This is a genomic window from Vibrio intestinalis (genome assembly GCF_025195085.2).
GTDB lineage: Bacteria > Pseudomonadota > Gammaproteobacteria > Enterobacterales > Vibrionaceae > Vibrio > Vibrio intestinalis.
Window position 1 is genome coordinate 45,513 of the sequence record NZ_JANAVY020000019.1, and the last position, 21,544, is coordinate 67,056.

20 protein-coding genes are annotated in these 21,544 nt (G+C 44.0%); 15 read left to right on the forward strand and 5 right to left on the reverse strand.

Annotated elements, in window-relative coordinates:
- Window positions 1–650: 650 nt before the first annotated feature.
- From cyoA to MU515_RS18045, 9 genes are all read left to right on the forward strand, one after another.
- Complete coding sequence (gene cyoA / locus MU515_RS18005) at window positions 651–1,535, forward strand: ubiquinol oxidase subunit II (protein WP_260261773.1); 885 nt, start codon at window positions 651–653, stop codon at window positions 1,533–1,535.
- 28 nt (window positions 1,536–1,563) lie between these two features.
- On the forward strand, window positions 1,564–3,621 hold the full coding sequence (cyoB, locus tag MU515_RS18010; protein WP_260261793.1) for a cytochrome o ubiquinol oxidase subunit I: 2,058 nt from the start codon (window positions 1,564–1,566) through the stop codon (window positions 3,619–3,621).
- Window positions 3,622–3,634: 13 nt separating this feature from the next.
- Window positions 3,635–4,276 (forward strand): cytochrome o ubiquinol oxidase subunit III, encoded by a 642-nt coding sequence (gene cyoC / locus MU515_RS18015; RefSeq protein ID WP_260261774.1) that lies wholly within the window; start codon window positions 3,635–3,637, stop codon window positions 4,274–4,276.
- Complete coding sequence (gene cyoD, locus MU515_RS18020; RefSeq protein ID WP_260261775.1) at window positions 4,276–4,614, forward strand: cytochrome o ubiquinol oxidase subunit IV; 339 nt, start codon at window positions 4,276–4,278, stop codon at window positions 4,612–4,614. The genes cyoC and cyoD overlap by 1 nt, the downstream gene beginning before the upstream one ends.
- Before the next feature lie 12 nt (window positions 4,615–4,626).
- Window positions 4,627–5,541, forward strand: coding sequence for a heme o synthase (gene cyoE / locus MU515_RS18025; RefSeq protein ID WP_260261776.1), 915 nt, complete (start codon window positions 4,627–4,629; stop codon window positions 5,539–5,541).
- Window positions 5,541–6,146: an SCO family protein gene (locus MU515_RS18030; protein WP_260261777.1), complete on the forward strand. Its 606-nt coding sequence runs from the start codon at window positions 5,541–5,543 to the stop codon at window positions 6,144–6,146. The genes cyoE and MU515_RS18030 overlap by 1 nt, the downstream gene beginning before the upstream one ends.
- Window positions 6,147–6,164: 18 nt before the next feature.
- A complete protein-coding gene (locus tag MU515_RS18035; RefSeq protein ID WP_260261778.1) occupies window positions 6,165–6,656 on the forward strand; it encodes a copper chaperone PCu(A)C in 492 nt (163 codons plus the stop codon).
- A gap of 14 nt (window positions 6,657–6,670) precedes the next feature.
- Window positions 6,671–7,171: a hypothetical protein gene (locus MU515_RS18040; RefSeq protein ID WP_260261779.1), complete on the forward strand. Its 501-nt coding sequence runs from the start codon at window positions 6,671–6,673 to the stop codon at window positions 7,169–7,171.
- 325 nt (window positions 7,172–7,496) lie between these two features.
- Window positions 7,497–9,527, forward strand: a complete 2,031-nt coding sequence (locus tag MU515_RS18045) for an EAL domain-containing protein (protein WP_260261780.1) — start codon at window positions 7,497–7,499, stop codon at window positions 9,525–9,527.
- A 104-nt stretch (window positions 9,528–9,631) separates the two neighbouring features.
- On the opposite strand, the gene MU515_RS18050 is transcribed toward MU515_RS18045, so the two are convergent.
- Window positions 9,632–11,263, reverse strand: a complete 1,632-nt coding sequence (locus MU515_RS18050; protein ID WP_260261781.1) for a methyl-accepting chemotaxis protein — start codon at window positions 11,261–11,263, stop codon at window positions 9,632–9,634.
- A 587-nt stretch (window positions 11,264–11,850) separates the two neighbouring features.
- On the opposite strand from MU515_RS18050, the gene MU515_RS18055 reads away from it, so the two are divergent.
- From MU515_RS18055 to MU515_RS18070, 4 genes are all read left to right on the forward strand, one after another.
- Complete coding sequence (locus MU515_RS18055) at window positions 11,851–13,059, forward strand: NupC/NupG family nucleoside CNT transporter (RefSeq protein ID WP_260261782.1); 1,209 nt, start codon at window positions 11,851–11,853, stop codon at window positions 13,057–13,059.
- A 191-nt stretch (window positions 13,060–13,250) separates the two neighbouring features.
- Window positions 13,251–14,480 carry a peptidase T gene (gene pepT / locus MU515_RS18060; protein WP_260261783.1) on the forward strand — a complete coding sequence of 410 codons (1,230 nt, stop codon included), beginning with the start codon at window positions 13,251–13,253 and terminating at the stop codon, window positions 14,478–14,480.
- 52 nt (window positions 14,481–14,532) lie between these two features.
- Complete coding sequence (locus tag MU515_RS18065; RefSeq protein ID WP_260261784.1) at window positions 14,533–15,000, forward strand: DM13 domain-containing protein; 468 nt, start codon at window positions 14,533–14,535, stop codon at window positions 14,998–15,000.
- 127 nt (window positions 15,001–15,127) lie between these two features.
- Window positions 15,128–15,970, forward strand: a complete 843-nt coding sequence (locus MU515_RS18070; protein WP_260261785.1) for a mechanosensitive ion channel family protein — start codon at window positions 15,128–15,130, stop codon at window positions 15,968–15,970.
- A gap of 62 nt (window positions 15,971–16,032) precedes the next feature.
- On the opposite strand, the gene MU515_RS18075 is transcribed toward MU515_RS18070, so the two are convergent.
- Window positions 16,033–16,272, reverse strand: a complete 240-nt coding sequence (locus tag MU515_RS18075; protein WP_260261786.1) for a hypothetical protein — start codon at window positions 16,270–16,272, stop codon at window positions 16,033–16,035.
- 188 nt (window positions 16,273–16,460) lie between these two features.
- Window positions 16,461–17,360, reverse strand: a complete 900-nt coding sequence (locus MU515_RS18080; protein ID WP_260261787.1) for a LysR family transcriptional regulator — start codon at window positions 17,358–17,360, stop codon at window positions 16,461–16,463.
- A gap of 359 nt (window positions 17,361–17,719) precedes the next feature.
- On the opposite strand from MU515_RS18080, the gene MU515_RS18085 reads away from it, so the two are divergent.
- Window positions 17,720–18,124 carry an NUDIX hydrolase gene (locus MU515_RS18085; protein ID WP_260261788.1) on the forward strand — a complete coding sequence of 135 codons (405 nt, stop codon included), beginning with the start codon at window positions 17,720–17,722 and terminating at the stop codon, window positions 18,122–18,124.
- Between the two features lie 424 nt (window positions 18,125–18,548).
- Here the strand turns inward: MU515_RS18085 and MU515_RS18090 are convergent, their stop codons facing one another.
- The gene (locus MU515_RS18090; protein WP_260261789.1) at window positions 18,549–19,772 is read right to left on the reverse strand and encodes an HlyD family secretion protein; all 1,224 of its coding nucleotides are present in this window, start codon (window positions 19,770–19,772) and stop codon (window positions 18,549–18,551) included.
- Window positions 19,772–20,092 (reverse strand): MFS transporter, encoded by a 321-nt coding sequence (locus MU515_RS18095; protein WP_260261790.1) that lies wholly within the window; start codon window positions 20,090–20,092, stop codon window positions 19,772–19,774. Before MU515_RS18095 ends, MU515_RS18090 begins: the two co-directional genes overlap by 1 nt.
- Before the next feature lie 108 nt (window positions 20,093–20,200).
- On the opposite strand from MU515_RS18095, the gene MU515_RS18100 reads away from it, so the two are divergent.
- Window positions 20,201–21,208 (forward strand): AraC family transcriptional regulator, encoded by a 1,008-nt coding sequence (locus MU515_RS18100; RefSeq protein WP_260261794.1) that lies wholly within the window; start codon window positions 20,201–20,203, stop codon window positions 21,206–21,208.
- Window positions 21,209–21,544 lie beyond the last annotated feature (336 nt).

Sequence of the window (21,544 nt, forward strand, 5' to 3'; positions counted from 1 at the left end):
GTTATATTTAATAACCATAAATAATATGGTGATATATTTATGGTGTTTTAGGTGAGGAATATTTCACTTATTCCATTCAAATAGTGCGGCTATTGTTCGTTCAAACCAAAGCTCACGAGGTTTGACTCAGTTGGCATTACGCATTTTGAGTCTAACTTGTTGTATTTTTGTGTTTTTACTTTTTTTCTTCTGGTTTTTTACACGCTTTTTACGCTTAATTTCATCGATTTAAATATCATTTATATTTGTAAGGATTATTGTCCTTTGTTTTTGTGTGGCTTTTGGGGTTGGTGGTGTATTTATTTTTAGGATCTTAAAAATGCAAGAAGTGCAAATGATAGTTCTATTAATCTGTGCGGTATATCATTTTAATAAAGGCTAATGGTAAAAGTTTTTCAAATTGTAGTTTGGGGTTTTCAAATTTACTCGATTTTGTGTATAAAGTGTTAAGTTTCTAATTCTTTATAGACACTCGAGCAATGTCAAAATTAACATTAGCGTTTGAATGTTAAATAATTATTAAAATATTGTTTATTTTTATTTCATCTGTCTCATGTCAAAACATCTTAGAGTAAGAGAGTTAGAGCAAAGAAAAATACGTAACTGATTGTATTTTTAAGAGTTTTATAGCGTTCTCTCAGGGAGGATAAATGAAAATAAAATGTAACATAAAAGTTGCATTAATATTATTATCAGTTGTTTCGCTGGTATTATTAGGCCTACTTTTTAGTACTAACATGGTGTTGTTTGACCCTAAAGGTCCTATTGGACTTGCCCAAGAGTCTTTAATCATCACTTCTGTGCTTCTGATGGCGATCATCATTATTCCTGTGTTGTTTATGTCGGTGTACTTTCCATATAAGTATCGTCATACCAACAAAGATGCGGAATATAAGCCAGATTGGGAGCATTCCACCAAGATCGAAGTTATCGTCTGGGCGGTTCCGTGTCTGATCATCTTAGCTTTAGGTTGGGTTACCTACCTTACTACCTACTCTTTAGACCCACGCAAAGAGCTAGTTTCAGATAAAGAGCCATTGACCATTCAGGTTGTTGCGATGAACTGGAAATGGTTATTCATTTATCCAGAGCAGCAAGTTGCGACAGTCAATGAGGTCGCTTTCCCTATTGATCGTCCGGTTGAGTTCTTAGTGACGTCTGATACTGCAATGAACTCTTTCTTTATTCCTCAGCTTGGTAGCCAAGTGTACGCCATGGCGGGTATGGAGAACCGAGTGAACCTGATGGCAAGTGAGCAAGGCATCTACCGTGGCATGTCTGCGAACTACAGTGGCTTTGGTTTTGCCAATATGCGCTTTAAAGCGCACGCGACAGATGACGCTGAATTCGACCAATGGATTTCTGAGGTGAAGTCTTCTCAGCAAGTGCTTAATGACGAGTCTTACGATGCGCTAACTGCAAACGCAAAAGAGCAGATCAAAACGCCTCATCCGGTGACTTACTTCGCTTCAGTGGACCCACTGAGATTCAAAGACATTATTGAAAAACACTCAGGAGCGCAAAATGGCTTATAAAGGCGATGTTTATGCCGAGCCGGATGCGATTTTCGGCAAATTGAACTGGGATGTGATCCCGTATTCAGACCCAGTCATCCTTCCTGTGATGATTGCGGTGGTGCTTGGTGGTGCTGGCCTGTTAGGTCTTATCACTTACATGGGCAAATGGAAGTATCTCTGGGAGAACTGGCTAACTTCAGTTGACCATAAACGTATTGGTGTCATGTACATCATCGTTGCTCTTGTCATGATGGTGCGTGGTTTCTCTGATGCGATACTAATGCGCTCGCAACAAGCGGCCGCCACGATAGATGCGTCGTATCTTCCTCCCGAACACTATGACCAAATCTTCACTGCCCATGGCGTAATTATGATTTTCTTCGTCGCCATGCCTTTAGTGGTGGGTTTGATGAACATCATTGTTCCGCTGCAGATTGGTGCGCGAGATGTGGCCTTCCCATTCCTAAACTCGTTGAGTTTCTGGTTATTTGTGGTGGGTGCCATTTTAATCAATATGTCGCTATTCATCGGTGAATTTGCCGCGACAGGTTGGTTAGCGTATCCGCCACTCTCGGGGATGGAATACAGCCCTTGGGTTGGGGTCGATTATTGGCTCTGGTCGCTACAGATATCGGGCATCGGTACTCTGCTAACGGGTGTTAACTTTGTCGTGACCATTCTTCGAATGCGCGCTCCGGGTATGAAGCTGATGCAAATGCCAGTGTTCACATGGACAGCACTATGTTCAAACGCACTGATTGTTTTAGCTTTCCCAATCCTGACTGTAACCTTAACTTTGCTGACGCTTGATCGCTACATTGGTACTCACTTCTTCACCAATGACATGGGCGGCAACCAAATGATGTATGTAAACCTTATTTGGGCGTGGGGTCACCCTGAGGTATACATCCTGATTCTGCCAGCGTTTGGTATTTTCTCTGAAGTGTGTGCAACCTTCGCTCGTAAGCGCCTATTTGGTTATACCTCGCTAGTTTGGGCGACGGCGGTAATCATGGTGCTTTCATTTGTCGTGTGGCTTCACCACTTCTTTACTATGGGGGCAGGGGCAAGCGTTAACGCTTTCTTTGGAATCGCCACCATGATCATATCCATACCCACCGGGGTTAAGATATTTAACTGGCTATTTACTATGTACAAAGGCCGCGTTGAGTTCAGCGCGAGTATGTGGTGGACGATAGCTTTCTTAATTACCTTTACTATCGGTGGGATGACGGGCGTTATGTTGGCCGTTCCTGCGGCGAACTTTGTTCTACATAACAGTCTATTTGTTATTGCTCACTTCCATAACGTAATTATTGGCGGTGCGGTATTTGGTTACTTCGCAGGTATCACTTACTGGTGGCCAAAAGCAACGGGCTACATGCTGAATGAGAAACTTGGCAAGCTAGCTTGTGCACTTTGGACAATTGGTTTCTTTGTAGCCTTCATGCCGGTTTACGTGCTTGGCTTTAATGGTATGACACGTCGTTTGAACGTGACAGACAACCCTGAATGGGCTCCTCTGCTGTGGATTGCTGCATTTGGTGTGTGCATTATCGCTGCGGGTATTGCTGTGCAGTTCTATCAGTTCTACGTCAGCATCCGTGATCGCAAACAAAACTTAGATACGACAGGTGACCCGTGGGATGGCCGTACTTTAGAGTGGGCGACATCGTCACCACCACCATTCTACAACTTCGCGACGCTACCAAAAATTCACGACCGTGATGAACACCATTACCGTAAAGTGAATGGTCTAGCGTATCAAAAACCAGAGAAATACAAGCGTATCCACATGCCAAAGAATACTTGGGCAGGTGTGGTGATCAGTGCGTTCTCATTGGTGTTTGGTTTTGCCTTCGTTTGGCATGTTTGGTGGATGGTTATCTTTGGTGCGCTCGGTATGGTGGCATCTTGGATCGCATACAGCTTCCAACGCAGCAAAGATTACTTTGTTGAAGTATCAGAAGTTGAAGCGATTGAAGAACCGCACTTGGCACAAGTTTATGCTAAGCGCCCAGAGTTTGAAGTTAAGCCTCAAACGAACGTGAAAGACGACGATGACAAAGATGCAGACCTTAAACCTGCTGATGCAACGGTATAAGGATAGGTGAGTTATGACTGCAATTATTGAATCAGATCTAGACCAACCGACAGTAGTACCTACTGAGCCAGAAGCCCATGATGATCACGATCATCATGATTATGCTGGCGATACGATATTTGGTTTTTGGATTTACATCTTAAGTGACTGCCTACTGTTTGGTACCTTGTTCGCGGTATTCGCGGTGTTCTCAAACAGTTTCGCAGGCATCATTGAGCCATCAGAGCTATTTAACCTATGGTTTGTTGCTGGTGGTACGGCATTGCTGCTGTTTAGTAGTTTTACCTTCGGTATGGCAATGCTCAAAGCGCAAGTTCAAGACATGAGTGGTATGTTCCGCTGGCTAGGCATTACGTTTGCCTTGGGTCTGGGCTTTTTGGTGATGGAGCTCTATGAGTTCCACCACTTCACTGTGGCGGGCGCAACGTTTGACAGCAGTGCTTATTGGTCATCTTTCTATGCTCTTGTTGCTACGCACGGCTTGCACGTGTTTGCAGGCTTAGTATGGATGATTGTTCTTTACTTCCACTTTAAACGCGACGGTTTTACCGAAGACAACCGAGCACGTTTGAACTGCTTGAGTTTGTTCTGGCACTTCTTAGACGTGATCTGGATTTGTGTGTTTAGCGTGGTTTACTTGATGGGAGTATTGTAATGGGGCACTCAACAGAAACAGGCCAAGGTGGTCAGGCGCATGGTAGCGTTAAAGAGTATGTAACGGGTTTAGTTTACTCTTTGTTGCTGACCATCATTCCTTTTGCCATGGTGATGTTTGGCATTGGTGATAAACCACTTGTTATCACAGTGATTATGGTGACTGCTGTAGCGCAAATCCTAGTGCAGTTGATCTTCTTCTTGCACATGAATACATCCTCAGAACAGATGTGGAACACTACTTCGGCGGTGTTTGTGGTCGTGATTGTAGCGATCATATTGATAGGCTCTCTATGGATTATGGAGCACCTAAACCACAACATGCTGATGGGGCACTAATAGGAAGAGCTCATGTTTAATCACTATTTACAACTGACGAAACCGGGCATTATTCGCGGCAACCTTGTTGCCGCGGCTGCTGGCTTTTTTCTTGCGTCGCAAGGACAGATAGACTGGCAGATTTTTGCAGCGGTATGTATTGGTACGACTTTGATTGTCGCGTCTGGTTGCGTGTTTAATAACTACATCGATAGAGATATCGATGCCAAGATGAAGCGTACCTGCCAGCGAGAATTGGTGCAAAAAATCGTACCTGTATCTCACGCATTAATCCTTGCGACCGCATTAGGGGTTGCAGGGTTTGCGACTCTTTACTTCTATACCTCTTTGGTTGCCTTTGCGTTTGGTGTATTGGGCTTCGCTGTTTATGTCGGTTTTTATAGCCTTTATTACAAGCGTCAGTCAGTACACGGCACACTAATCGGTGGTCTATCAGGGGCGTGTCCTCCGGTTATCGGTTATTGCGCAGTGACGAATCAGCTAGATATGGGCGGAGCTATTTTGTTCCTAACATTCTGTATTTGGCAGATCCCGCACTCTTATGCCATCGCGATTTATCGTTTTAATGATTACAAAGCAGCTTCTATCCCTGTGTTGCCAATCAAAGAAGGCATTGCGAAAGCAAGAACTCATATTATTGGTTACATCATTGCGTTTGCGGTTGCTGCGTTTGCACTGACTTACTTAGGTTATGCAGGCAGCTGGTATGCGTTAGGTATGGGGTTAGTTAGCCTTTACTGGTTATATCTGGCAAAAGTGAGTTTTCAGAAAATGCCAGCAGAGCAGTGGGGTAAGCAACTTACTATCTTTTCAATAGTCAGCATTATGGTGTTCTGTCTACTGATCTCGGTAGATTTTTCTGCACCAGATGTTCCCGTTACTCATCATGCTTCATTGCTTGGTGACTTGCTCAATGGAATGATTTAATGGCAAAAAATCCCGTAAAATGGGTATTGGTGGCTGGCGCTCTTGCGCTGGCTGCTATTTTCGCCCTGTATTTTTACAACTCCACATTACCCATAGGTGAAAAGCCTCGACAGCTGAAAGATTTAGGTGGCCACTTTGCACTGAATAGCGCAGATGGCACGGTCGATCTAAACGAGTACCAAGGTAAAGTCGTTGTGCTCTATTTTGGCTTCTTAAATTGCGCAGAAGTTTGCCCCTCTTCGATGGGCGTTATGTCGGCAGCATTTAAGCAAGTTGACCAACAGTATTATGACGACATCCAAGGCTTTTTCGTCAGCGTAGATCCCGGTCGTGATGACCTTAAATCGCTTGAAGAATTCGCCAAATATTTTGATCCTCGCATGCAAGGTATTACGGGCACCGAAGAGCAAGTTGAAACCTTGACTAGCCAATATGGTGTGTATTTTGACTTGGTTGATATGGAATCTTCTGAGTTGGCTTACACCGTTGACCATGCATCACGCTTTTACATCATAGATAGGACAGGTAAGTTGATTGATTCAATGAGCCACACGACAACGCCAATCGAATTGGCGGCACAGATAGAACGCACGCTTTCCAACTAAAATTTAAGGACCTTTCTGATGTTTAAGAAATTGACCTTAGCCATGAGCATGGCTCTTTTTGCTTCTTATTCCTACGCCCATTGCCAAGATGGCCATGCAACGCAACCACATCATGCAGAATCAACCATTCAAGTTACCGATACTGTTTTGGTCGAGAATGCGCGAGTAAAAGCGACTATTCCTGGTATTAAAGTCAGCTCTGGGTATTTTTCGATCACGAACAGTGGTGATGCTCCGCTGCGTTTTGTGGCAGCGGAAACTTCCGCCTCTCAGCATACTGAGTTCCACCGTATGTTTATGCGTGACAGTAAAATGGCCATGCGCAAGGTGGACTATATAGAAGTCGAACCCAAACAGACGTTTGAGTTAACGCCAGGCGGTTACCATTTGATGTTCATGGGTGTGACTCAGCAACTTAAGCCAGATACTTCACTTGTGATAACCTTGATCGAACAGTCTGGTGAACGTTACCAGTTTTCAATGCCAATTGTGGCTAATGAAAAACACTAAATGTGAGTCGTTGAATGAGCAATAAAGCGCTTTTGATCTTTGCTATTACGTCGTTTAGTAGCCTAGCGGCAACTGAACAAGCGAAATTGACCTCTATGGATGCCATTGCTGATGAACAGACATTGGCATGTGATTCTGAGTTAAGGACGCTATCGATTGAAAGCTTAAAAAGCAATCCTCATAGGATGCTTGCTTACAATGATAGCGGTAGCGATGTGCATCTCTTTAATGCACTAGCAGTGACTCAATACCGAGATAGAAAAAGCCATGTTACTTTTCATGGGGTCAAGAATAGCGAAGGTGGCTGCGATACTTCAGTAACTGAAAGCTATGTATTGCAGACTTCATGTGCAGACGCGAGACATGAGGCGTTCAGTAAGTGGGATTTTCAAGGTAAGCTGGATGATAATACCATGGTATTGAAAGCCAAGCGGGTCGAAGGCAAACAAGCCTTTTTAACCGACCAAAATCCCAATATTTGCTTAGTAACTACGCGGCGCATGGTGCTCAACTAGACTCGATAAATGATAAAACCCCGATGGAAACATTGGGGTTTTGTTATTTTTACCTCTTCAATTTTAAGCCGTAAATCTCCCCGATATAGGGGTGATTTTGCTTTTCGTTACGACAAATTATTGCAATGGAACTGAAAGGCGTTTGCTTGTAACGTGCGCCTGCTTGCTTATGTGTCTAGTGACATCAAGCAAGATGTCAGTATGACGTTGTTGATGAACCAACCTACCTAATATTCAGTTAGGTATGAAACCACATGGAAACTGGTGCGGCATTTCAATTTGCAACCCTCTTGCGCGAGCAAATAACGAAAATTGAAGTACCATAATGAAAATAAAACCACTTTATAGTTTGTTGGCAAATATTTCTGAAAACGCTTATATCAATGGCCTTTGCAATGTATTTGTCATGCTTTTGCCGGTCAGTTTGTTATCGGCGTTTTGTATGTTAGTTGGAAACGGCTTTCAGCTGCTTGGTTACGATTGGCTCGGGCACAAAATTATCTTCACCAGCACTTTGGTGTGGAAACTTTTTCCCATTTTGCTGGTGGTCTATTTCTCCCAGTTTTTGGCAGGCTACGAGCGAGTATCTCGGGCGAACGTGATCACTTCGTCGCTGCTTATCTACGTGATCATTTGTCACGAGTGGGGCATGCTTCAACCGGGAACCGTAGTACCTTCAAACTACCCGTTAGCCGTACTTATTCCGCTGTTTGTTAGCAAAACGCTGGCGTTACTTACTCGGAAAAAACTGTTCATTGAGTCTGATTTGCCAAATGTGGTCGATCAAACGCTCAACCTAATTGGTTCGACCATCGTTTTGGTATTTACCTACTCAATGGCCGGTATTTTGCTGAAAAGTGCCGTGGATTGGGGATTTGGAGTAAACTCCCTATTGCCGAGCCTAGACACCTGTTCACTTTCTAGTGCGCTGATCTATGAGCTGCTGCGTAACTTGTTTTGGTCGATCGGAATTAACGGCCACATCATACTTTCTCCCTACAAAAGTGAGTTGTATGAGCTGACGCTACAAAGTTTTGCTATGCATGACGAGCTTGGCACGCCGTTACCGATCATTACTAGCAATTTTTACGACATTTATGCGGGTATCGGCGGCGCAGGCAATACCTTAAGCTTAGTGCTTTGCATGCTGTTCTTTACTAAGAACAAAGCGTATCGAACCCTTGCTCTAGCAGCACTGACTCTGAGTGTATTTAATATCAATGAACCGATTTTGTTCGGGTTGCCGGTGATTTTCAATCCAGTTCTGATCGTGCCGTTTCTTCTGACGCCACTGATTGGTTTGAGCTTGGCTTATTTTGTGACGGCCAGCGGTTTGGTCGCGCCAGTATCGAGCTTCATCAGTTGGATGACGCCGGTGTTTTTCAGCGGATTTCACGCTACGGGTGGGGATGAATCCGCCGCGGTGCTGCAATTACTTATCCTGTTGGTTGGCGTTGCTATCTACTATCCGTTTTTCAAACAAATGGACAAAGTCGTGGGGGGCAATGCCATTTTCACTAAGGGCTTATCCGATAACTTCTTTGTTTATCCGCAAGTGGCAAAAAGACAAGAAGTGGTAGGTCTATTGCCACAAATGAGTGCGAATTTGTCTGCTCAGCGTCATATTGCCGAGCTGCAAGCAAGCGGTGAGTTTGTGCTGTTTTATCAGCCTCAAGTGGATATTCGAAGAGGCAAAGTGAGTTCACTAGAAGTGCTTATTCGCCACAAGAGTAAAAAAGGCGTGATTACGCCACCGACATTTTTGTCTAGCTTTGCCAAATTAGGTTTAACGTCAGAGATAGACTTATGGGTGGTTAAGCAAGCGCTGGAAGAAGTGGCGCCTTTAACGGTTAACCCAGACTTTAAAGTGTCGATCAATATTTCTCCTGATACATTTTTGGTGGAAGGCTTTGCCGACATCGTAACTAACCTGATTGAGCAAAGCTGCGTGGACTTTTCGCAAGTAGAACTAGAGATTACCGAAGACCTACTGATTCAAGACGAGAAAACCACGGCGAATGTACTCGCTCAATTGCAGCAGTTGGGGATCAGTATCGCTTTAGATGACTTTGGCTCAGGTTACTCATCGATTGGTTACTTGAGTAGTTACGAGTTTGATAAAGTAAAAATAGATCGCTCGTTAGTGCTGAATCTGAAGAATAAAAATGGCCGCGAGATGTTTAGCCTCACCAGTCAATTAGTGCGTGTGACAGGGGCTGAGATCGTAGTCGAAGGTGTTGAACATGAAGACGAAATGATGTTTATGCGCGAGCAAAACATTGAGCTGATTCAAGGCTACTACTTCTATAAGCCGATGCCATTAAGTGAAGTTGTTGAGCGACAACTATTTCGCTAATTAATATCCATACGCTTTAAAGATAAAACGCCACTCTGAAAGGAGTGGCGTTTCTATTACGGGGAGTGGCGTTTCTATTACGGGGAGTGGCAAAGGCTAAATAATTAAACCTTAAATGCAGCGACCAGTTCATCTAGATGCTGACATTGGTCAGATAGGCTGACACATGCGTTGTCAGCGCTTGCGACCATCTCAACCATTTGTTGACTGTTGTCCGCTATCTTATGAATGTTCATATTGAGCTCATTCGCGACATTGGCTTGCTCAGTGGCTGCAATTGCGATCTGAGTGTTCATATCGTTAACGTTTTCAATAGAAGCACGGATGGTATTAAGTGACGTAGACGCCTCTTGCGCGGAAGTGATGGTTTCACCCGTATTTTGTTGTCCTGAATCCATGACGGATACCGCGCGTTTTGAACCTTCTTGCAGGCGTTCAATCATGTTTTGAATTTCACCTGTGCTTTGCTGAGTTCGGCTAGCCAATGAACGAACTTCGTCTGCCACTACGGCAAAGCCGCGGCCTTGTTCGCCAGCACGTGCTGCTTCAATAGCTGCGTTCAGTGCCAGTAGGTTGGTTTGCTCAGCAATATCACGAATCACATCAAGCACGGTAGCGATGTTGCCTACGTCAGTGTAGAGGGTATGAATGACGTCACTAGCGTTGCGCACATCTTCTGAAAGCGATTCAATCGATACCACGGTAGCACTCAAGGTCTGGTTGGTCGTTTCTGCCTCTGAGTTGGCGGTGCGGCTAGAATCGGCGGCTACAATGGCATGGTCGCTGACACTTTCAGTGGTGGAAAGCATTTGCGATACAGCCGTCGCTACGGTCTCACTCTCTTGTTGCTGATTACTACTAAAGTTGGCCAAGCCTTGAGTAATGGATTTGATGTTCTCCATCTCGGCTCGAACCGCGTTAGAAGAGATGATCACTTGCTCGACCGTGCCATGAATTCGAGAGACAAACTGGTTAAAGGAATTGGCTAATCTGCCCAATTCATCTTTGCTATCAATGCTAATTCGCTGAGCAAGATCGGCTTCACCTTGCGCGATGTCCGCCATGGCGTTTTCGATATTTTTAATCGGTTTAACCACAAAGCGGTTATTCATCCAGAATGCGATAATTGCGACAAACAGGGCAAACGCAGCACTGATTTGAATCGCAATGTTTGAGCGAGAGATGGACGCATTGATTTCATCAACCAGAGTAATTTTCTCTGCCTCAATTTCATCTTGTATCACGCCTAGGCTTTCTCTTATCACTTCAAATTGCTTTTCTAGTGATTCACTGTGTTTGAGATAGTAAGCGTGCGCGTTACTTGGGTCATCAAACATAGGCTTAAAGCGCTCAAGCCATATTTCAGCAGTGGAGACCATCATTTCATAGTGCATTATGGTGTCATTGCTCAGTAGCCCATTATCATACAGAGGCTGAAGCGACTGCATGCGTGGGACGGCTTTCTTTGCATTGTCGTAATATTCTTCAGTGTGATATGCGATGCTTTCTTCGCTTTTCGCTTGGTAAATATTCATACTAGCGACCATCACTTGGTAAAGATCTCGATAAGCATCTTCCAGTTCGATGAAAGCGGGTTGAATGTGCGAGTTCAACTGAAGGTTAAGAGTCTTTTGTTGATGCGCTTGATACATGGAGAAAAGCGTGGAAAACAAAAGGGTAAGAAATACTGCAATCAGCGGGATGCTGACTTTATAAGAAATAGGAAGGTTCTTCATACCTGCGGCCTTGTCATGTAATGAAAGTACACTAACCTACTGTTGTACATTAGGTTTCATATGTGGCGCTATGGCTTTTCATTAATACATTAGTAAGATGAGAGTGAGATCAACTCATTTGAAAGTTTATTTGGGCAGTAGTGGATAAAAGGCAGCACTTAAACTTTTAGGCAAAAAAATACCCCACGTGGCGGCGGGGCAAAGGTTGTTGTGTTTGTTCAGTATAGCCTTGACGTTGTTAACGAATGCAAAGAGTACGTTAGCTACGTTAAACAATAGAAATAGATCATAGCCGCTTCCAGTTTTTATATGCATTTTGTTGCTTTTGCGTTTTGTAGTGTGACTTCGCTTCAATAAATAGGTCTTTAATCTCATTAACGAGACGAATATGAAAAACGTTTACGTGATTAAAAGCTGAGCGCTTGATCGTTTGCGTCAAAATATGTGATGAAGTTCTCATATTGTTCGTTATACTTCCCGCCCGGTTATGAGCATCAGCTCAACCAATACAAGCCGTCACACGGAATGGTGAATGACCCCACGGACCGGACCAGCTACCAATTCAATGCTTGTAAAGGTGATCTAAAGTGAATGTATTATTTGGTTTAATCGGAGTCCTCGCCCTGATCGGGTGCGCGTTACTGTTGTCGGAAAGTCGTAAGGCGATCAATTGGAAAACAGTCTCTCGCGCGTTGATGCTTCAAGTCGGTTTTGCTGCCTTGGTTCTCTATTTCCCTCTTGGCCAAGCCGCGTTAACCAGTTTGAGTAGTGGCGTTTCGAGCCTGTTGGGCTTTGCTGATGAAGGTATTAAATTCCTGTTTGGCGATTTAGCAAGTACTGGTTTTATTTTTGCTGTTCGCGTCCTCCCTATCATTATCTTCTTCTCTGCTGTTATTTCTGCCCTCTATTACTTAGGTATCATGCAAAAAGTCATCCAATTCATTGGTGGCGGTATTCAAAAATTCTTAGGCACTAGTAAAGCTGAATCTCTCGTTGCAACCGGCAACATCTTCCTCTCTCAGGGTGAATCTCCTCTTCTTGTTCGTCCTTTCCTATCTCGAATGACTCGTTCTGAACTGTTTGCTGTTATGGCTGGTGGTATGGCATCGGTTGCAGGCAGTGTGCTAGGTGGTTACGCAGGTCTAGGTGTTGAGCTTAAATACCTGATTGCGGCAAGCTTTATGGCTGCACCGGGAAGTTTGATGATGGCGAAAATCATCGTTCCAGAGCGCGATACACCAATCGATCAATCTGATATTGAGATGGACAAAGCGCAAGACAGCAACGTAATTGATGCGTTGGCGAGTGGCGCAATGAGCGGTATGAAAGTAGCGGTAGCGGTGGGTACTATGCTTATCGCGTTTGTCTCAGTGATTGCGATGGTGAACACTGGCCTTGAAAGTGCGGGCGGTGTATTCGGCTTTGCAGGCGTAACGCTACAAAGCCTATTTGGTTACCTGTTTGCTCCTCTAGCATGGCTAATTGGCGTACCAAGCAACGAAATTTTGATGGCGGGTTCGTACATTGGCCAAAAAGTGGTAATGAACGAGTTTGTGGCATTCATCGATTTTGTTGAGCACAAAGCGCTCTTGTCTGAGCATACTCAAGTGATTGTAACTTTTGCACTGTGTGGTTTTGCCAACATCGGTTCTATCGCGATTCAGCTAGGTTCAATTGGCGTTATCGCTCCGGATCGCCGTTCAGAAGTCGCCAACTTAGGTCTAAAAGCTGTGGCTGCAGGTACACTTGCTAACCTAATGAGTGCTTGTTTAGCGGGTATCTTTATTCTGCTATAGAGATTACGCTTTTCTATTCTTAACGCCTCGCTTATGCGGGGCGTTTTTTTGTCTGCAGTGAGTATTGATTTATAAATGTGGTTAAATTTTATTCGCAAATGAAGCGGATTGGCTAAAAACTGATTTATAGCAAAAACCAAACAATATGAAAGCGTACTATTAGGTCGAAGAATTTAAATGAGAACGTTTTTATGAATGAATTAGTTGCTCGCTTTATCCGTTATGTCACGTTTGACACTCAGTCGAACCCAGCGAATCCTCAGTGCCCAAGTTCACCGGGCCAGTTTACTTTTGCCGAGAGTCTTAAAGAAGAACTTATCGAACTTGGCCTAAGTGATGTTTCATTGGATGACAACGGATACATTATGGCGCGTCTTCCAAGCAACGTGGATTACCCAGTGCCATCAATTGGCTTTATTGCTCATATGGATACGGCACCAGATGCTTCTGGTAAAGATGTTAAACCGCAAATCGTCGAAGATTACCAAGGTGGAGATATCGCTTTGGGCAAAGGTGATGAAGTGCTATCGCCGATTCAATACCCAGACTTGCACAAACTGCATGGTCACAATTTGATCACGACAGATGGCACAACCCTTCTCGGCGCGGATAACAAAGCGGGTATCGCAGAAATTATCACCGCAATGGCTGAGCTGATCGCCAACCCAGAGATCCCACACGGTGATATTTGCGTTGGCTTTACGCCTGATGAAGAGATCGGCCGTGGCGCGAACTTGTTTAACGTAGAGAAGTTTGGGGCGGAATGGGCATACACTATCGATGGTGGTCCTGTTGGCGAGCTTGAATACGAAAACTTCAATGCGACCAGTGCCGATGTGATCGTACATGGAGTGAATGTTCACCCGGGTACAGCGAAAGATAAAATGGTGAATGCCATGAATATCGCCGCTCGTTTCCAAATGATGATGCCAAGTGAACAAACACCTGAGTGTACAGAAGGTTACGAAGGCTTCTTCCACCTTAAATCAGCCGAAATGGCAGTAGCGCGTTGTGAGCTAGGTTACATCGTTCGTGATTTTGACCGTGCAGGCTTAGAAGAGCGCAAAGCGCTGATGCAGAGCAAGGTAGACCAACTGAATGCTGAGCTGACTAAAGGTCGTGTCGAGCTGAAAATGCAAGACATGTACTTCAATATGAAAGAGATGGTAGAGCCTCATCCACATATTATTGAGCTAGCAAAACAAGCAATGATGGAGTGCGATATTCAGCCGGATATCAAACCAATCCGTGGTGGTACTGATGGTGCACGTTTGTCATTTATGGGCTTGCCTTGTCCTAATATCTTTACAGGCGGTTACAACTTCCACGGCATTCACGAGTTCATTACCATTGAAGGTATGGAACAAGCGGTGAACGTAATTGTGAAGTTGTCAGAAAAAACAGCACTAAATTACCGATAATCCTCTGATTGCTCTACGATTGAGAGAGTCATCTCATTCAAGGAGCGAAGGAATGAAAACGCTACTGCTTATTTGTTCCCATCTTATGTTTATCGTGGTGGGCTTTGCGCTCGGTATTTACGCATTGCCCATCTTAACCCAACCTCAATCCCCTTCGATGCAAGCGGTAGAGCAGGTGTCAAAACACGCTCAGTTTTCCGCAACATTTCAAAAAGATCGTCAAGACAGCGACTTCCTTCATTGGGGGGAGGGCTCGGTTTCGATTAGTGACTCTCAAATCGCATTTGTCGGTGAGATGGCTCCTGGGCCTGACTACAAACTTTACCTATCTCCCGTCTTTATCGAGACTGAACAGGCGTTTAATCAGCACAAACCTTCTATGGTACAAGTGGGTGATATCAAAACCTTTGATCGCTTTAGTGTTGAACTGCCGCAAGGCGTTGATGTGGTTAATTACAACACGGTGATCGTGTGGTGTGAAAGCTTTGGTCAGTTTATTACCTCGGCGAGATACAATTAATTTATAAGATTTGGCCTCAGCGCTGGATATTTCGAGCAGAATGTGGGAGTTTGGTCGAAATCATGGCTGCGCTTGAACGCAGTTAATGACTGATGACTCAAGATAACAAATATTACAGGAGTAGAGCGTGGAGAAAGCAAAAGTTGTAATCGATTTTCTTCTAACTCATAAAGTACTTTTTTCAGCCTTAATACTGTTGCTGATCGCCATTTTTCGGCGCATAACCCTATCCAAAATACGTGGCGACGTTGCTTTTGTTACTGAAGAGCAGCGTAACTGGATGTCCCGAACCAAAAATGGCACGTTCGCGATTACTGTCTTGCTGTTGTTCATTTTATGGCAATCTGAGATCAGTGAGTTTGCTTTAAGCCTGACCGCGATTGCGGTGGCGATTGTGGTGGCATCGAAAGAGATAATCCTCTGTTTTACTGGTTCAATTCAGCGTGCAAGCTCGCGCTCTTTCCGCATTGGAGATTGGATTGAAGTGGGTAAATTGTGTGGCGAAGTAATTGAACACAATATGATGGCTACGGTTATTCAAGAAATCGATTTGCATCATGGTCAATATCACTTCACAGGAAAAACCGCGACCTTGCCTAACAGCATGTTTTTTACCTACCCAGTGAAAAACCTTAACTTTATGAAGCGCTACGTTTACCACAACTTTAGTATCGTAGTGAGAGACTTTGTAAACCTTTATCCGATGTTGCCAAGCATGACGACCAAGATTGAAGAGCACTGTCATTCATTTAGTGAAGTGGCTCGTCGTTATAATTCGGTGGTTGAAAAGCATGCCGGGGTCGATTTACCCGGTGCTGAGCCGCATATTCATATCAACAGCACATCGACCGGAGAGCAATGTGTTCACATTATGCTGTTTTGTCCAACGGAAGAAGCGACGCATTTAGAGCAAGTGATTCGACAAGACTTCATGGAAATGTACGAAGAGCGTTTTCCTGAAAAAGACTAAGTGACGGTTTGTTTGAGAAGCCTACCTCAACAACTCAGGTAGGCTTTTTTGGGGCAGCAAGATCATTCAGCCAAAGCGTGGGCGAGTTCTTTAAAACGGGGCATAGTTTTTGGTGTGTTTAATACTGAAATCGAACGAACGTTTGAACATAGGTCATACGTTACTCTGACTTTTAGCTCCTCCAGAGAGAAGATCATAAAATCAAAATCTGTTCTATCAATTTTAAACCCGTTTTGAGCAAAAAACGTCGTCACGAAAGTACGCTGGCGAATTTTTAGCGCGGATTTGACCAGTCTTTCCATATTAATATTCCTTATATAAACCGATCTGCCTCTAAAACTTACGAAATACAAGTAATGAAATCAATTGAATATGTAGCGCAATGTGATATTAGATTGTTTTTATTGTTACGTTACTGTTGAAATGGTGAGAGTGGGCGGAGTTTGTGGAGTCGAAAACTCCGCCTATAGTGGTTTTATATAGCTGGTGGTCAGCGTTGGAAGTGCTCGGTGATAAAGTCGATTAACACCCTGACTCGTCTCACTTTCTGGCTATTTTGACTAAAGAAGAGGTACAAGCCTTGGATAGTCGGCCATTTATCCTCTAAAACAGGCAACAAGGTTTTACTCTCAAAATGCGGTTTGACCGCAGGTAAGACAAGGCGACCAATACCTAAGCCAGATAACGCAGCATCGACCATGACATCGGTATCATTAACCACCAATGCGTATGGGAAGTCGACCTGCGTGGCTTGGCCGTCTTGCATTAGGTTGAGCGGCGCATACTGATTGGCAGTAACAAATCGGTACTGTATCAGTTTGTGTTGTTGTAAGTGCTCTATCTCGGTGGGAGCGCCAAATTGCTCGATGTATTCAGGGCTAGCGAATAAACTTTCAACCAATGGGTTAGTAAGCTTTTTGGCGACCATTCCCGGCTCAAGCTTGTTCCCGAACCGAATGCCCATATCAATCCCTTCTTTAACAATGTCGAGCGTGGCATCAGAAATGATCAGCTCCAACTCTATGTCTGGGTAACGCTGGCAGAACGCGGGATATAAGTCTTTTAGGTAAGTGTTATAGACAAACTTAGGCATCGTGATTCGCAGTTTGCCTTGCGGCTCATTGGCGAGCTCTTGGACGCTTTCTAGTGCAAAGTTTAACGTGCTGACGGCGTCTACGGTGCGGTCATGGAGTAATCGACCAGCTTCGGTAAGCTCGATTTTACGTGTTGTTCGGTTAAACAGAGTAAGGCCAAGGTTGCTTTCAAATAGCTTTAGGGCTTGGCTAACAGAAGGGGCCGCCATCTCGAGCTTTCTTGCCGCGCCTCTAATACTGCCTTCTGCGACTATGGCGTGGAAGACTTGCAATTGACTATAGGTAGTTCCTTTCATGCTTCGCTTTTATTGTTAGCTTTAACCTAATTAAAAGCTACGCGCAGCATCGGGATTAGTAAAGTATTAAGAGCGATAAATGATTGCTATCAGGGGATGTTAACTTCGCAGATATCGGCGAAACTTGGTTGTGAAGGTAAGCTCCATCACATTTTACTTATTATTGCGTAGTAATTTTGCTAGCTGTGCACAGTCTTATTTTATTAATTGCACTAATATTGAATGAGTGGCATATATCTGTATGCCGCACTTCCTATTAAGACGTTGAAAAACAACAATTTTGAATATATATCCAAGGCGATGAATAAGCGCCTACCCGTAGCATTGCAACGTTGAAACTGATGAATAAGGAGTGGGATGTGAAACACTTATCAATGGCAGTGGTGGTAAAAGAAGGTCGAATTTTGGTCCAGAAGCGTTTTCGTTCGGGTAAAGGCTTAGTATTAGAATTCCCAGGTGGTGAAGTTCTTGACGACGAGACGGGCACCGACGCTGCTATTAGAGAGCTAAAAGAAGAAACAGGCATGCAAGAGTTAACTCATGCCGCAACTTATTGTGATGTGAATGACTTTGGTGGTCGTATCTATTTCGTCGTTATGCGAGCATTTGGCGATGCTGAGCCTGTAGCGTTAGATGAAGAACGTCAGCAGACATTTTATTGGTTAGAGCCAAACAAAATCCCTCTCGATGACTTTTATCGAGCGGATGTAGAGTTTATTAATCATCAACTTAAGCAGTACGCGTTGAGCCCAGTATTGGCGTAATACAGTTGCGTACATAATCTAGATTTTTCGCAAAGAGCAAAATGAGCGCCTGAGCTATCTTGGGCGCTTTTTTTATGAGTACGATTTATGGTGGCGTTTATGGTTTGTGCGTGAAATAACGAGCAGTAGTTGCCAAGGCTAGAAAAGAAAAAAGCCAACCACAATGATGTGATTGGCTACATTTTTGTGAACAAATAACTGGTTCACTAACAACGTCAGTTGGCTAGGTGACCCTCGGCTTAAAAAGGGTCACTAGAATAAAAGCACGATACGTGCCAACTTTAAAACGGGTGTTTTTGCGTACTGCCACGCTAATTTGTACCTAGTTGACTGCGCTTAATTGCATTTTGAATTTGCAAAATGCAATTATGGTGAAATTGCTAATGACATTCCGAACATTAATTAGCGTTTTGCAATGCAAAGGTTAGATTGAATAGAAGAAGTAGAGCTGTGACTTCATTCTAATGATGATACCGCGTATCACGTCTAAAAACGCTAAAAATCCAATAGGTTTTTCTGCACTTACCCATGCCAACCCGACTGAACCTACCGGAATATCATAACCTTCAGGTTCTTCAATCTTCAAGCGCACAAAGTGGTGTTTGTTCTGGAGGTTCTTGCCTGTAGTGGCGCGTACCGACTCATCCAAACCCAACAGGTTGCCTTGTGATTCACCAGTGGCTTCCACAATACCCTCTACTTTTGCCGAGAATATTTTGCCCGGATATACCGCCGATGAGAATTCGGCAGCTTGGCCTGGTTTAATATTGCGAACCGCTTGATGATTCACACGCATCAATACGTATTTTTCATCAGTGTACATTTGCAGTCTAGGCATCATGGAGACACGTTGGCCTTCACGCAGTAGAAAGTTAGTCACAAAACCATCCGTTGGAGCAAAGACTTTTGTGCTGTCTAAATCCCATTGGGCTTGAGCGACAACTTGTGTTGTGTTGTTAAGATCGGCCTGCTTGCTTTCAATATTCAGCTGTTTGGTGCTGATGTTAAGCTGAGCTTTGTCTAGCTCGACTTGTTTGGTCTTAATTTGCGATTCAATCGTTTCGATGTTGTGTTTTGCAACGACAACTTGAGTAGACTGTTTGTCGATATCGCTATCCGTGATGGTGTTCTTAACGGCTCTGTTTTGCTCTTGGTAACGCTTAAGCATTTTTTGCTGTAACTGATAGTCAGCTTTGGCTGTTGCAAGCTGACTGGCCGTGGTTTGCAAATCTTGTTGCAGCGCTTGGTATTGCGATTTTGCAACTTGCACTTCTTGTTCGGCGACCGCTAACGAAACTTTCGCTGCATGCTCCGCTGACTTTGCTTTGTTCAATGCGATTTGGTACTTGGTGTCATCAATTTGATAAACCAATTGACCTTTTTCAACTTTCTGATTCGGAGAGACAAAAATCTCGTCTACTTTACCCGTGACGTTTGAAGAATCTGGACGAAGTTGAATGTGAGGAGATTGCACCACTGAGCCACCAGAAAGATCCATTGGCGTATAGTTAATCAGGCCAACCCATACAAACAGTAGCCATGCTCCTCCACCAATGTAGGCGAACCCTTGGGTAAATTTGTTCCACGGCATCCCAGCAAAACGCAGCAAGTAGATAAACAGTGCCCATAGCGCTAAACCTTCTAACATTATTCTTCTTCCTCTGCTTCGTGAGCTGGAGCGTGACGCCACGTGTCTCTTAGATTAACAATCGCTTTTTCCATATCGATAAATGCCAACATAACGGCAATGACCCAAACCCAATGCCAGATAAAGCCTATCCAGGTGAGGGCGGTAATTAATCCTATTTGATGGTGATCTTTACTGTGAGCTTTGTTGATGGGTAATTCGTGAAAGCGCCAAAAACCATAGACAACAGCGACTATGGTAGAAACCAATACTAATCCAGCGAAAACATGCAATGCAGTGTCTGCTCCAGTCCCAACAAATGGGACGCTTAATAAACTCATCAAAAGCTCCTGTGATCTAATCTCGCGGGCATTGTGTCGACTATTTGATAAAATTGGCCGTATGTGGCAGATTCAATCAAATAGTGATGGAAAATGATTGAATCTGTTATGCGTGATGTGAGGTTTATCCGTGCTTTTGGCCTAAGGGATATACACAAGAATGTGGTGAAACGATATGGCTTAGCCAAAGGGCGGCTGGGTATTCCTGACTCCGTTTTTGAAGAGCCAATGACTTTGCTACCGCTTTCGGAAGTAAACCACTGGTTTCATCAATTAGAAGAGATAACAGGTAACCCAGATGTTGTTTTAGAGTCTGTGCTGCATTTCGATTATCGGAATTATGGGCCAATTACACGATGGATGTTTTCCGCGGTGGATTTATCCGCGGCTTTGCGGCGCGTTAACTACAGCTTAAGCAGCTTACAATCTGGGGCTTACTTATCGGGCAGTCAAAGTGGCAACATTATAAAGTGGGTTTATCACAACCCATTTATTGAACCTCATTGCAAAGTTCATGACAGCGTGCGTATGGCGGTGATGATGACAAAAATCATTCGATATTACGTTGGGGAGGATTTTCAGCCGATGCGTGTTATGTTGTCGGGCTCTCGTGCTAAAGACAAAAAATATCGCGCCTATTTTGGTTGCGATATCGGCTGGAGTCATTCTAAAACAGAAATATGGTTTCGTGATGAACTGCGCTTGGCGACATTCTCGATGCGCGATAACCCTAAAGTCCCTCTCGCGATGAGCTTTTCCGATTTAGATGATTTTTTAAACATGCCAGAGCCCGGAGACGAGGTGAAGGTCATTTACGAGGTGATCAACTATAGCTGCCATTACGGTTTACCGACCGTTGAGCGAGTCTCAAGCTTACTGGATATGTCCCCTCAGCAGTTTCAGCGTAGGTTGCATGATATAGGAATGAATTTTACCGCCGTTTCGGGTTACGTGATGAGTAACAAAGCGGTAGAGCTGATGACTAAACAAGTGCCGATAGAAGAGATCGCGAGACGACTGGGTTACAAAAACATCGCCAGTTTTAACCGCATGTTTAGAAAGCAAAGAGCTCTGACACCCAAGCAGTTCTTACAAAGATTGAATGAAATCAGCTAAAAAGGGGGCTGAGTTACAACCCCAATGCCAAATATGAACCAGGCAAATAACGTCGACGGATAAAACTGAAATTGCAGTTTAAATAATTACCATCTGGAAAAAGGGGCGATCTTATTCGTCACTTGGACGCCAGCTTAGTGCACTTGCGATAGTACCTACCGCGATCAGGTCTTGTTGCGCTTGAGAAAGCGAAGGCAATGATTGTAGTGTGATCATAAGGGCGCGAACGTACTTTGTTAAGCTGATGTAAAGAGAACTTTTGCTCTATAATCTTTGTCCCACGTAGCCTTATTCATCTTCCTTGGTACAGACACGCTCCCTTCTGACTTCCTGAAG